Below are 14,221 nucleotides of genomic sequence, written 5' to 3'. Positions count from 1 at the left end.
TTATAACCTCACTAAAATTTAAATACTCCGATTAATATTAGTAATACACCCGGTAAAAAAGAAATTTTTTGCATCCAATTAAGATGGGAGAACATTTTTCCTAATTTTAATCCACCTGTTACAAATAAAAAGCTCATTAACGCAACTAGAATACTTAAGTAGGTTGGAGAATATCCGAGCATAGCTGCTCCAATTCCAGCTCCAAAGGCATCTAAAGACAAAGCAAATCCAAGCATAAACGCTTCAATTCCATTTATGGCTCCGGAATTGTCAAAATCCGCACTCGTTGGCTTTTTTAATATATTTATTACTACACCGAGTGAACGAATTTCAACATTTAATACTACTTTTTCATCCTCTTTTGTTGATACCTTTTCTGGCTTAAAAAATTGATACAAGACCCAAATGCCAATCAAAATTAATATGATACCACCCAATCGATTGGCGAGATTATGATCGATAAACGACTGTAGAATCCTCCCAAAGACACATGCAATTCCCAATGAAAGTCCTGAACAAATCGCTATAATCAATATAGATTTTATCGGGATTTTCATTTTTCTTAAACCATAAGTAAAACCTGCACTAAAATTATCTAAACTAACAGCAAAAGCCATTAAAAAGAGTGATAACTGAAAGCCCATGATAAAGCTCCTTCCTGTTCTCACATCACTAACTATAATATATGGAAGGAGCTTATCAGATGTTAAAATTTAATTAGGGCCTATTCTTTTGACAGTTTGGACAAAAATGAGTTCCTCGACCCGCAGTGACAATTTTTTCTATAGGGGTTCCACATCGTTTACATTCTTCCCCTTTACGCCCATATGCAAGTAATTGCAATTGGAACATACCAATCTCTCCTTGGGAATTTACATAGGAACGAATCGTACTCCCACCTTTTTCTACAGCTTCAGATAAGGTAGCGATAATTTCTTGATGAAGATTTATTAGTTCATCGCTATTCAAGGTGTTGGCCTTTCGTTCAGGATGTATCTTTGCTCTAAACAATGCTTCATCCACATAAATATTGCCAAGTCCTGTAACAATTGTTTGGTCTAAAAGTACAGGTTTTATCTTTCGTTCCGTTTTCTTAAGTTTTCCCTGCAAATATTGGTTAGTAAATGAGCTTGAAAACGGTTCAGGACCTAATTGTGATAATGGAAGGTCGTTGTTTTCTTCACCCTTCAAAAATAAATGCATTGTCCCAAATTTTCGGACATCGCGATAACGCAGCTCTGTTCCATCGGTAAAATGAAATATGACATGTGTATGCTTATCATATGGTTCATCACTATTAAATAAACCATATTTCCCTTCCATACGTAGATGGGAAACGAGAGCGTAAGTATTTAGATTAATAATTAGAAACTTCCCTCTTCGATTAACATCTGTAATTGTTTCCCCGATCAATGCATCCTTAAATTGTTCAACCTCAACCGGCTTTTTTACGATTTTAGGCCAATGCACCTGTACATTATCAATCGTTTTCCCTACTACAAGATTCTGTAATGTTCTTCTTATCGTTTCTACTTCCGGTAATTCAGGCATCATAAATCTCCTCTTTTATTACTTATTTTGCATCAAACCATGTAGGACCGTATGCATAGTCAACCTTAAGAGGTACAACTAATTGAACTGCATTTTCCATCACTTCAGGTACAATTTTCTTTAAAATATCTATTTCATTACTAGGAGCTTCAAAAATCAATTCATCGTGTACCTGTAAAAGAAGACGTGCTTGTAGGTTTTCTTGTTTTAATCTAGCCGCCATATCAATCATTGCTTTCTTAATAATATCAGCGGCACTTCCTTGAATCGGTGTATTCATTGCAGTTCTCTCGGCAAAGCTACGAATATTAAAGTTTCTGCTAGTTATTTCAGGTATATATCTTCTTCTTTTTAGAATTGTTGAAACATAACCCTTTTGTTTTGCGTCCTGAACAATATCCGTCATAAAATCTTTTACCCCAGGATAACTCGCAAAATAGCGTTCAATAAATTTCCCTGCTTCCTTCCTTGTAATACCTAAATTTTGTGATAACCCATAATCACTAATTCCATAAACTATTCCAAAGTTAACTGCTTTTGCTTGCCGACGCATATTATTGGTTACTTCATCTTTTTTCACATGGAATACATCCATCGCTGTCTTCGTATGAATATCCATATCTTCGTTAAAAGCTTCGATAAGCTTTTTATCACCCGCAATATGAGCTAATACACGCAACTCTACTTGTGAGTAATCAGCAGAGAAAATGAACCAATCCTCTTCAGTTGGGATAAAGGCTTGTCTTAATTTACGTCCCTCCTCTAGTCGAATGGGGATATTTTGAAGATTGGGGTCAACTGAGCTTAGTCTTCCTGTTTGAGCAAGAACTTGATTATATCTTGTATGAATCCTACTATTGTCTAAATGAACAACTTTTAATAAACCTTCAATATAGGTAGATTGTAATTTACCTAATTGACGATAGTGGAGGATTTCCTTAACAATCTCATGTTCAGATTCAAGCTTTTCAAGTACATCTGCAGATGTTGAATAACCCGTTTTAGTTTTCTTATACACAGGTAATCCTAGTTTTTCAAATAATATAACACCTAATTGCTTTGGAGAATTAATATTAAATGACTCACCAGCTAATTCGAACACTTTTTCTTCTATTGATTGTAAACGTTCAGTCAATTCTTCCCCCATCTGTTTTAAACGGTCAATATTCACCATGATTCCAGTTGATTCCATATCTGCTAATATAAATGAAAGAGGTAGCTCAAGCTCTGTAAAGAGTTCTAGCTGATCATTTTTCTCAAGCTCCTCTAAGCAAGAATTAACCAAGCTAGCAATTCCAACAGCCTTTCTCACTACATGATCAGCAAGGGTGTTCTCTTCTGGAACTTTTCGCTTCACCCCTTTACCGAACACCTCTTCATCACTATGAACCATGTTATACCCGTGACGTTTCGCAACGGATGCAAAATCTTCCACAGTTTCCGAAGGATTGAGTAAATAAGAAGCAATTAATAAGTCAAAATCTATTCCTTTCAGCTCCACACCAAAACGTCTTAAAGCAACAACTGCAGCTTTTCCATCATATACAAATTTTTTCTTTGTTTCGTCTTGCGCCCATGTTTTAAATGCACTAGAATTCAAAGCAGTCTTTACCGGTAAATAAAATACTCCATTTTCATTACAAATACTTAGACCAATTATTTCACCCGTATGATAATTCTCTTCAAAGATTTCCAAATAAAGAGCACTCTCGTTCGTAAACAGTTCATCTGTGATTTCTTCAATTATTTGATATTCGAGCTTGTCGAACTCTTCCTTTTGATCAGGGTTATGTTTGACATCTAATTTATCTATTAATGAATTAAAACCTAGCTCCTTGAAAAGAGTAACTAGTTTTTCATCATTACTATTTTCATAAGCTGTTTCATCCACTGATATAGTTACAGGAGCTTCACGAGTAATTGTTGCAAGCTTTTTACTCATGATTGCTTGTTCTTGATATTCCTCGATTTTTTCTTTTAATTTCTTTCCACTAACTTGATCAATAGATTGTAATAAGTTTTCTACTGTTTCATATTCCTTTAATAGTTTAATGGCTGTTTTCTCTCCGACTCCAGGAATTCCAGGAATATTATCCGAAGAATCACCCATTAATCCCTTCATATCAATAATTTGCTCTGGAGTTAAACCATACTTTTCTTTAATGTGCTCTGGTGTATACTCCTCTATTTCTGTGATCCCTTTTTTGGTAATGCATACTGTTGTATGTTCTGAGCTAAGCTGTGTTAAATCCTTATCTCCAGATATTACCTTCACTTCAAAACCATCTTTTTCAGCCTGAAGAGAGAGTGTCCCAATAATATCATCAGCTTCATAGTTTTCTAATTCATACCTTTTAATCCCATAGGCATCTAGTAGCTCTCTAATAAATGGAAATTGTTCCGAAAGCTCAGGTGGTGTTTTCTGCCTCGTTCCTTTATATTCTTTAAATGTGTTATGACGAAAAGTCGTCTTCCCTGCGTCAAAAGCCACTAATAAATGAGAAGGCTTTTCTTCATTCAAAATTTTCATTAGCATCGTTGTAAAACCGTAAATGGCATTGGTATGGATCCCTTTATCATTGTTTAATAATGGTAAGGCAAAAAATGCCCGATAGGCGATACTATTTCCATCAATTAATATTAGCTTTTTTTCCAATCGTTTCCCCTCCAGATTTATCGTATCCGAGTAGTTACCTTACCCCATTTTATCATGTACACGCCTGAAAAGGAAAATGGCCAGCATCGTTGCTGACCATATCAGTCTATTATTTTGTATAGCCCATTAATAATTTTGCATATGGTGAATCTGATGGGAGAATGATCATTGTTTGGTCACCAATTGTCTTTTTGTATGATTCTAATGTTCTAAAAAGATGGTAAAACTCTTTATCTTTCGAGAAAGCTTCATTATAGATTTTAGCTGCCTCTCCTTCTCCTTCGGATCGGATTACTTCTGCATCCGCTTGAGCTTTTGAAAGCATTTCTTTTACTACTTTATCCGTTTTGGCCTCGATCGTATTTTTCTCAGCATCACCCTTAGACAAATATTCTTGTGCCTTCGTTTCTCTTTCAGAAATCATTCGAGTATAAACGGATTGCTCATTTTCCTCAGGTAAGTCGGTTCTTTTCGTCCGAACATCAGTTACGACGATGCCGTAGTTATCCTTAGCTAAAAGATCGTTAACCATATCAGTAACCTTATCATTTAAACTTCCTCTCGATGATACTTCATCATTAATAATTTCTTCATAATTTAAGTTTCCTAATTCGGCACGGACAACTGAATAAATAAACTCTTCCATTCTATTTTCAGCATTATCAACATTTCTAGCATTGGTAATCATTTTTTTAGGGTCTACTATTTTCCAAATAGCATAATTATCTATAATCATTCGTTTCTTATCTTTTGTATTAATTTCTGCTTTCGAGACATCATAGGTCATTTGATATTTTGGAAGTGTTGTCACACTTTGAATAAATGGCAGCTTAAAGCCCAATCCTGGTTCACTTTTGATTTTTACCACTTCACCAAATTGCCGGATGACCTTATATTCTCCCTCTTTAACAATAAAGATATTTGATAGGATTAACCCGAAAATAATGATTAAAATAATAAAAAACATCCCAATCTTTGTATACTTTCTCCAGTTCATTTCCCCAAGCTTTGTCTCTTTCATATTAATGACGTTATCATCCTTCATTATTTTGGTCGCCTCCCTCTTCTTTCTTTTCTGTTATTGGTGTTTCTTTTTCTAACGGACGGATCGGCAGGTATTTCATCGTATTCCCGTCATCATTCATAATGTAGATTTCTGCCCCAGGAAGAACCTGCTCAAGCGTTTCAATGACTAGGCGCTCTTTAGTAATTTCAGGATTTTTTTTGTATTCATTATAAAGTTTATTGAATACTGCAACATCCCCACGAGCTATTTGAATTCTGGATGCTTTTTCCCCTTCGGCTCTAGATATTAGTGCTTCCTTCTCTCCTTCTGCTTCATTCATTCGCTTATTTTCGTATTTCTTTGCTTCATTAATTTTCGTATTCATTGTTTCTCTCGCATCCGTGACATCTGTAAACGCTTTTCGGACATCTGTATTCGGGAGCTCAACATCCTGTAATTTTACCGCCATTATTGAAATACCAATGTCATATTTTTCAATTAATGAAGTCAATAATTCACGGACACCTGCCTCTATTTCAGCTTTCCCAGATGTAAGTGCATCATCAATTTTCGAGCTTCCTATAATACTTCTCAAAGAAGATGATGTAGCGTTATATAAAATTTGATTCGGCTGCTCAGAATTAAATAGATATTTCTCCGGATTAGTTATTTTCCATTGTACAACTAAATCAGCCATGAGGATGTTTTCATCCCCAGTAATCATTTTTGTTTCATCAGGGTAATCTTTCACCTTATTTTTCTTTTGATCATAACCAAATTGCAAACTAAAAGTCTCTCGTGAAAGCTTTTCAACCGATTGGACTGGCCAAGGTAACTTAAAATGGAGTCCTGGTTCCTGGATAGCTTCCTCTGCTTTACCAAATGTTAGTATCACTGCTTGCTCTGATTCATCCACAGTATACCAAGAAGAAACAAGCACAATCCCAAGGATAATGATTGCTATAATGAATCCTGTAATTGTATAAATTCTTTTTAAACTCAATCAAACCACCCTTTCTCCCCCTATTTATCTATCTTTATGTACGTATTTATTTGTAAAAGGTTCCGAAAAAAATAAAAACGATCCGATTATTGGATCGTTTCAAAAATTATCTAATACTTTTTCATTTAATGTTTCTATTCTATGTGGTGGACATACAGTTAAAAAACCTTGAATAACTGTTTCGTTTGCATCATTGGTTGCTTGAATTTGAATATCTATCAAATGTTTATCTGGATGTACATCTACTACTTCGAATAGGAAATGAATCGAGCTATAATGATAGATAGGTTTTAAAAATTCTAATTTCTGAGTAACCACATGTGACCCCGGACCTGGTAAATACTTGGATATAGCCGATGTAATCATACCTGTTAGCATGATTGTTGGTACAATTGGCTTTTCGAATGGAGTTTGGGCAGCATAATCATGTTGTATGTATAATGGATTTGCATCATTTGTCAATCCTAAATATAGAAGGAGGTCCTTATCCTCAACTGTTTCAGTTAAGGTTAATTTTTCTCCAATAGATATTTCTTCAATTTTTCTCCCAATCTTTCTCCTTTTTCCTAAAAGCATTACAACATCTCCCCTTTGTTTTTGAAAACGATTACATTTATTATATCATAATATTTAATAAGTACTTAGATAGAAAAAGGGATTTTTCAAAAGAATCAAATCCTTTCGAAAAATCCCTTTTTCTATTTATTTAAGCTAATACATTCATTACATTTTTAACGGATTCAGCCGATTTATCAAGCGCAGCTTTTTCCTCTGCTGTCAATTCTAGTTCGATTATTTTTTCAATACCATTAGCACCTAGGACCGTTGGAACTCCAAGATAGATCCCATCATATCCATATTCACCTTCTAAATAAGCGATGGAAGGCAGAACCCTGCGTTGATCTTTTACAAGTGCCTCAACCATTTCCACTAAAGAAGCTGCAGGTGCATAATAAGCACTACCATTACCTAGTAAGTTTACAATTTCTCCACCACCAGTACGTGTACGTGCAACAATAGCATCTAACCGCTCCTTTGGAATTAATGTTTCCAAAGGAATGCCGCCAGCATAAGAATAGCGCACTAACGGTACCATATCATCCCCATGGCCACCAAGAACGAATCCCGTTATATCCTTTACGGATAAATTTAATTCCTGTGCAACAAATGTACGGAAGCGAGCAGTATCAAGTACACCTGATTGACCGATTACACGGTTTTTAGGGAATCCGGACTCTTTGAATACTGTGTATGTCATTGCATCAACTGGATTGGTTAATACGATAATGAAGCAGTTTGGAGAATACTTAACTATTTCCTGTGTTACACTTTTCATTACTTTTTGGTTTGTTTGTACTAAGTCATCACGACTCATACCTGGTTTACGAGCAATACCTGCTGTAATGACAACTACATCAGAATCTTTTGTATCTGCATAATTAGACGTTCCGATAATATTAGCATCAAACCCTTGAACAGGACCAGCTTCTAACATATCAAGTGCCTTCCCTTTTGTAGGATTTTCGGCTTGAGGAATATCAACAAGTACAATATCTCCAAGCTCTTTTTGTGCTAAAAGGAATGCTGTAGTTGCACCAGTAAAACCGCCACCAATAACTGAGATTTTTTTTCTGTTCATAGTCATTTAAAAAATCCTCCTTGAATGGTTAGTCATGTAATGATTCTGTACCGATCTATATTAAAACTGCCGGCGATAAGTATCAACCGGCATTTTTTTGTCACCTGTTGCCAGGCTCCCTTATTATATTTCCATATTTTTGATTAGCTCTGTTCCAAATTCAGAACATTTCACTTCTGTAGCCCCATCCATTAGACGAGCAAAATCATAAGTGACAACTTTTGAAGCAATTGTTTTTTCCATAGATTTAGTAATTAAGTTAGCAGCTTCATTCCAACCTAAGTGTTCAAGTAAAAGAACACCAGAAAGGATTACTGAAGATGGATTTACTTTATCTAATCCAGCATATTTAGGTGCTGTTCCGTGTGTTGCTTCGAAAATAGCATGACCAGTTTCATAGTTGATGTTTGCTCCTGGAGCAATACCAATTCCACCTACTTGAGCAGCAAGTGCATCAGAAATATAGTCACCATTTAAGTTCATTGTTGCAACCACATCAAATTCACGTGGACGAGTTAATATTTGTTGTAAGAAGATATCAGCGATTGAATCCTTTACAAGAATTTTTCCAGCAGCTAAAGCTTCATCTTGTGCTTTATTCGCAGCATCTAAACCTTGTTCATCTTTAATTTTATCGTACTGTGCCCAAGTGAATACTTTATCGCCGAATTCTTGTTCGGCTAACTCATAACCCCAGTTTTTAAATGCTCCTTCTGTAAACTTCATAATATTTCCTTTATGTACAAGTGTTACAGATTTGCGTCCTTCTTTAATAGCATAGTTAATTGCTGCGCGTACCAAACGCTTCGTTCCTTCTGCAGATACCGGCTTAATACCGATTCCAGAAGTTTCAGGGAAGCGAATTTTATTCACACCCATTTCGTTTTGTAAAAATTCAATGACTTTCTTCACTTCTGCAGAACCTTCTTGATATTCAATACCTGCATAAATATCCTCAGTGTTTTCGCGGAAGATTACCATATCAGTATCTTCAGGACGTTTAACAGGAGATGGAACACCCTCAAAATAACGAACTGGGCGTAAACATACAAATAAGTCTAATTCTTGACGTAAAGCTACATTTAATGAACGAATACCGCCTCCAACAGGAGTAGTAAGTGGTCCCTTAATTGCTATTAAATATTCACGAATTACGTCTAGAGTCTCAGAAGGAAGCCATTCACCAGTTTTATCGAATGCTTTTTGACCAGCATAAACTTCTTTCCACTCAATTTTACGCTCACCTTTGTATGCTTTTTCAACAGCTGCATCTAGCACTCTTTGTGATGCTGCCCAAATATCAGGTCCTGTACCGTCACCTTCAATAAATGGGATAATTGGATTATTTGGTGTGTTTAACACGCCATTTTCTACTCTGATTTTTTCACCTTGTGACATTTCTTTCCCTCCAATTCATTTTAAAAGCTCAAGCACCTCGATTGACTTTAAAAAACTTTTTAAATCTCGAGGGTGAGATATTAATGCAAAAACAGTATCAAAGGTTAGAAGAGCAAACTTCTAACCCGAAGATTACATGTATATTAGACCAATTTTTTTTAAATTTGTAAATAATTTGTCTTAACGATTTTCAATTGGTACATACGTTTGCATTCCAGGACCTACATATTCAGCACGTGGTCGGATCAAACGGTTATTTGAATATTGTTCAAGGATATGTGCCAACCATCCAGAAACACGACTAACCGCAAAAATTGGTGTAAATAAATCATGATCGATTCCTAAGCTATGGTAGACAGATGCAGAATAGAAATCAACATTTGGTGGAAGAGCCTTTTCTGAAGTAACGATTTCTTCAATTTTTGTAGACATTTCATAGTATTGAGGCTCACCAGTTAATTTAGTTAATTTTTCTGACATTGCTTTCAAATGTTTAGCACGAGGGTCACCTTGGCGATAAACACGATGTCCAAATCCCATAATCTTCTCTTTATTTGAAAGCTTGCCGTGAATATAGGAATCAACATTTTCTACGGAGCCAATTTCACTTAGCATTTTCATTACTTGCTCATTCGCACCACCATGAAGAGGTCCTTTTAATGCACCAATTGCTGCTGTTACACCTGAGTAAACATCTGACAATGTAGCAACACAAACACGTGCAGTAAATGTAGAAGCATTAAGTTCATGATCAGCATGAAGAACGAGAGCTTTGTTGAATGCCTCAATCGCAATTGCTTCTGGTTCTTCTCCAGTTAGCATATAAAGAAAGTTAGCAGCAAAACCGAAGTCAGTTCTTGGTGCAATTGGTTCCAGCCCTTTACGAATACGTGCAAATGCTGCTACAATGGCAGGCATTTTTGCTTGAAGACGAACAGCTTTACGGAAATTTGCTGCTTCTTCCATTACATCTGCTTCTTCATCGTAAAGTCCTAAAGTTGAAACAGCTGTACGCAATGCAGCCATTGGATGAATATTTTTTACTGGGTATGCTTTCATTGCATTAATTACTTCTTGAGGTAACTCCATATTATTCGCTAATTGTTGTTTTAAATCATTTAGTTCTTCTTTGTTAGGTAGTTTAAGATGCCATAATAAATAAATTACTTCTTCAAAGCTAGCATTTTCTGCTAAATCATCAATGTTATAACCTACATATGTAAGGGTATCATCGATGATTGAACTGATTGAAGTACTAGCTGCAACAATTCCTTCTAGACCTTTCGTTGCTGTCATGATCATCTCTCCTTTTTATCCTTCTATTATCCTAATTAAGGATGCTGATATGATAATAATACTTTAGTTATTTCTATACCCGAAAATCTTCGGGATTAACACGTTTGCCCCACTATGTACTAACGAATGCAAGCGGTCACATATCCTATTATAATATAATTAAAATTCTTGTCTATTTTGGGGCATTGTTAATTCGCTTACATTTCTATTATAAACAAAGAAGGTAAGTATGTGTAATAATTTTCTACATTTTTTGCAATTAATTTTGCTAATATTATTTTCTGAATGAAACAATTTCTAGTCATTAATTTTCATCTTGTTAATTATGTGTATTTTTCTATCTTTAAATTCGTTATTATCTGTTTTATGCAGATATCACAATTTGTGTTAACTGCACATTATTATATTAAAATAATTTTATTTCATTTAATATAGATTGATTAATAATTAGAGTTTTCTCTGTATATCTTTATTACTTTTTTTTTAACTTTACACGTTGTAAAATATACATATTAAAACGATTGGGGGCTGTAAATTGAATCCCGTTTATGTCAATCGTACCATTCGATTTTTAATAGTTTTAGGAATCGTTTTAGGTGGTGCGTTTATCTTTTATTTCGTATCAAAGGTTACTTATCCATTTCTCATCGCCATAGTGATTGCACTACTTATTAATCCTTTAGTCAATTTCTTGGAGAGAAAAGCAAGATTTCCTCGTGCACTTGCAGTGATTGTATCTATCATTTTAATCATCAGTATTTTCATTGGATTGATTACTTTATTAATTGCTGAAATTGTATCAGGAACGAATTATTTAGCTGATGTTGTGCCAAAACATGTGAATACATTGGTTGAATATATTGAGGATTTTATTGCTGGACAGGTTTTACCTATATATAATCAAGCAGCGAGTTTATTTAAAAATTTAGATGCTGGTCAACAAGATACTATTATGACTAATATTCAAACAGCTGGTCAAAAAATCGCTTCTAGTGCTGGTAACTTTTTGCAAAACTTTTTCCTCAAACTACCAGCACTAGTTTCCTGGATTCCAAATGCTGCAACTGTTTTAGTTTTTTCTTTATTAGCCACATTTTTTATAAGCAAAGATTGGAATAGACTATCTAGATTTAGTGGAAAGCTTCTTCCAGAACGGGCGATGAAAAGTTTTCGAACAGTGATAACCGATCTAAAAAAGGCATTATTTGGTTTTGTTCGTGCCCAGCTTACTTTGATTTCAATAACTTTGGTAATCGTACTAATTGGGTTATTAATTTTAAGGGTAGACTACGCAATTACGATTGCTTTAGTTAGTGGAATTGTTGATATTCTTCCCTATTTAGGAACTGGAGTTGTATTTATTCCTTGGATTATCTATGAAGCAATTGTAGGTAATATTCCTCTAGCAATAGGACTAGGAGTTCTGTACACCGTTGTCGTTGTACAGAGACAATTAATGGAACCAAAAATTTTATCTTCAAGTATTGGTTTAAATCCACTCGCAACACTAATTGCGTTATTTGTCGGCTTTAAGCTTGTGGGATTCCTAGGATTGATACTTGGGCCTGTTACCTTAGTAATCATCACAACCTTGCATAGAGCTAATGTTTTTCAAGATATTTGGAATTTCATTTTAGGGAAACCAAATGTAATTAAAAAATGACGTGAACATAGTCTCACGTCATTTTTTTTACTAAAGCTGTTTCCTTATAGTTTGTAACTTTTGTAAAAGCCCAACTACCTGCTTTTACTCCAAATAAAGGATTCCAGCGGTTCTTATAAAGATTGCAGCTCTTTGCTCAGTAAATTGAAACATATAGCCATCCTCGGTTGATATTTATTAGTTATAGCTTTACTTAAATAGTAATAAATTTGAAAAAAGAGCCTTCACTAATTATATAAATTTCAAATTATAGCACACTTGCATGGCCATTATAAATGACTCCACGAGATGGATCAACCGTGATTTCCTGACCTTCTACCAATAAGCTTGTAGCTTTTTCAACCCCTACAATAACTGGTATTCCTAAATTGATTCCTACTACTGCAGCATCGCTTGTTAATCCACCTTCTTCAGTAATTAACGCACTACATTTTTTTACGATTGGTACCATTTCTTTATCTACTCCATGAGTAACTAAAATAGAACCTGGTTCAACCTTGGCTTGAGCTTCCGCTGCACTTTTTGCTATAACTACTTTTCCATAGGCAGATTTTCTTCCTACGCCTTGACCTTTTGCAACAACATCCCCTACTACATGAACTTTCATTAGATTCGTGGTTCCAGCTTCACCTACTGGCACTCCCGCAGTAATAACTACTAAATCTCCATGCTTAACAATATCTGTGTTTAGGCTTTCCTGTACGGCAAGTTCTAACATTTCATCTGTTGTTTCAACTTTTTGACCAATTCGTGGCGTAACTCCCCAAACTAAGGCAAGATTTAAATATACCTTTTCATTAGATGTTACAGCAACAATCGGAGCTTTTGGACGGTATTTAGAAATCATCCTAGCTGTATGACCACTCTCAGTAGGAGTAATGATCGCATTAACATCCAGATTGATGGCCGTATGAGCAACCGATTGACAAATGGCATCAGTCATATTGTGTTCACTGTTTTTACTATGATAAGAAAGTATTTCATCATGATTCAATGCTTGCTCTGCATGAATAGCTATTTTATACATTGTTTGTACAGCTTCAACTGGATAAGAGCCAGCAGCAGTTTCACCTGAAAGCATGATTGCATCTGTACCATCAAAAATAGCGTTAGCAACATCACTAGCTTCTGCTCTTGTAGGTCTTGGATTTCTTTGCATAGAATCCAACATTTGAGTAGCTGTAATAACCGGTTTACCTTGTTCATTACATTTTTTAATTAAGCTTTTTTGAACAAGCGGAACAGCTTCCGTAGGAATTTCCACACCTAAATCTCCACGCGCTACCATTAACCCGTCTGATACTGCTAATATTTCATCGATATTATCGACACCTTCTTGATTCTCAATCTTTGGTATGATTTGAATATGTGTCGCATTATTTTCTTCTAATAATTGTCTAATTTCTAGTACATCTGAGGATCTACGTACAAAGGATGCAGCAATAAAATTAACTCCTTGTTGTATCCCAAATAGAATATCACTAGCATCCTTTTCTGTAATACCAGGTAGATTTACGGATACACCAGGAACATTGACACCTTTCTTATTTTTTAATGTTCCACTGTTCAAAATTAAAGTATGTATTTCTTGTTTATTCATATCTACGGAAGTAACTTCCAATTCAATTAGTCCATCGTCTAATAAAATTTTAGAGCCAACACTAATATCATGAATCAATCCATCATATGTCACAGAGAACTTTTCAGTTGTTCCTAATACCTCACTCATCGAGATAATGATTTGATTGCCTTCACGTAATTCAATCGCACCATCCACCATATCATTTGTACGAATTTCAGGTCCTTTTGTATCAAGTAAAATAGCAACCGTTTTATTAGTATTTTTAGCTGCCTGACGAATATTTTTAATTCTTGCCTCATGTTCTTCGTGGCTACCATGTGAGAAATTCAAACGGGCAACATCCATACCTGATTCCATGAGTTTTTCTAGCATTTCAATACTTTCACTAGCTGGTCCAATTGTACAGACAATTTTCGTTTTTTTCATT

Annotated in this window: 11 protein-coding genes; 1 reads left to right on the top strand and 10 read right to left on the bottom strand. The window is 35.1% G+C overall.

The window, feature by feature from the left end:
- Positions 1–11: 11 nt before the first annotated feature.
- The 9 genes from ytaF to citZ all read right to left on the bottom strand — a co-directional run bounded on the left by ytaF (position 12) and on the right by citZ (position 10,549).
- Positions 12–644 carry a sporulation membrane protein YtaF gene (ytaF, locus tag MHI39_RS08475; protein WP_342541077.1) on the bottom strand — a complete coding sequence of 211 codons (633 nt, stop codon included), beginning with the start codon at positions 642–644 and terminating at the stop codon, positions 12–14.
- A gap of 73 nt (positions 645–717) precedes the next feature.
- Positions 718–1,551 carry a DNA-formamidopyrimidine glycosylase gene (gene mutM / locus MHI39_RS08470; protein WP_058006637.1) on the bottom strand — a complete coding sequence of 278 codons (834 nt, stop codon included), beginning with the start codon at positions 1,549–1,551 and terminating at the stop codon, positions 718–720.
- A gap of 22 nt (positions 1,552–1,573) precedes the next feature.
- Positions 1,574–4,207 carry a DNA polymerase I gene (gene polA, locus MHI39_RS08465; protein WP_342541076.1) on the bottom strand — a complete coding sequence of 878 codons (2,634 nt, stop codon included), beginning with the start codon at positions 4,205–4,207 and terminating at the stop codon, positions 1,574–1,576.
- A 109-nt stretch (positions 4,208–4,316) separates the two neighbouring features.
- A complete protein-coding gene (locus tag MHI39_RS08460) occupies positions 4,317–5,252 on the bottom strand; it encodes a protease modulator HflC (protein WP_058006639.1) in 936 nt (311 codons plus the stop codon).
- Entirely contained in the window at positions 5,242–6,216 is a 975-nt protein-coding gene (hflK, locus tag MHI39_RS08455) for an FtsH protease activity modulator HflK (protein WP_058006640.1), read from the bottom strand. Before hflK ends, MHI39_RS08460 begins: the two co-directional genes overlap by 11 nt.
- A 99-nt stretch (positions 6,217–6,315) precedes the next feature.
- Positions 6,316–6,792, bottom strand: coding sequence for a MaoC/PaaZ C-terminal domain-containing protein (locus MHI39_RS08450; protein WP_058006641.1), 477 nt, complete (start codon positions 6,790–6,792; stop codon positions 6,316–6,318).
- 130 nt (positions 6,793–6,922) lie between these two features.
- Positions 6,923–7,861 carry a malate dehydrogenase gene (gene mdh / locus MHI39_RS08445; RefSeq protein WP_058006642.1) on the bottom strand — a complete coding sequence of 313 codons (939 nt, stop codon included), beginning with the start codon at positions 7,859–7,861 and terminating at the stop codon, positions 6,923–6,925.
- A 117-nt stretch (positions 7,862–7,978) separates the two neighbouring features.
- Entirely contained in the window at positions 7,979–9,253 is a 1,275-nt protein-coding gene (icd, locus tag MHI39_RS08440; RefSeq protein WP_058006643.1) for an NADP-dependent isocitrate dehydrogenase, read from the bottom strand.
- Between the two features lie 180 nt (positions 9,254–9,433).
- Complete coding sequence (citZ, locus tag MHI39_RS08435; protein ID WP_058006644.1) at positions 9,434–10,549, bottom strand: citrate synthase; 1,116 nt, start codon at positions 10,547–10,549, stop codon at positions 9,434–9,436.
- A 535-nt stretch (positions 10,550–11,084) separates the two neighbouring features.
- Here citZ and ytvI point away from each other — a divergent pair.
- A complete protein-coding gene (gene ytvI, locus MHI39_RS08430; protein WP_058006645.1) occupies positions 11,085–12,212 on the top strand; it encodes a sporulation integral membrane protein YtvI in 1,128 nt (375 codons plus the stop codon).
- A 247-nt stretch (positions 12,213–12,459) separates the two neighbouring features.
- Here ytvI and pyk read toward each other — a convergent pair whose 3' ends face one another.
- A complete protein-coding gene (gene pyk, locus MHI39_RS08425; RefSeq protein ID WP_058006646.1) occupies positions 12,460–14,220 on the bottom strand; it encodes a pyruvate kinase in 1,761 nt (586 codons plus the stop codon).
- Position 14,221: the final 1 nt, after the last annotated feature.

Origin of the sequence: Heyndrickxia sp. FSL K6-6286, assembly GCF_038630395.1 — a bacterium.
Taxonomy (GTDB): domain Bacteria; phylum Bacillota; class Bacilli; order Bacillales; family Bacillaceae_C; genus Heyndrickxia; species Heyndrickxia oleronia.
Note: the sequence above shows the minus strand (reverse complement) of the source record. Positions and strands in the feature narration are given on the sequence as shown.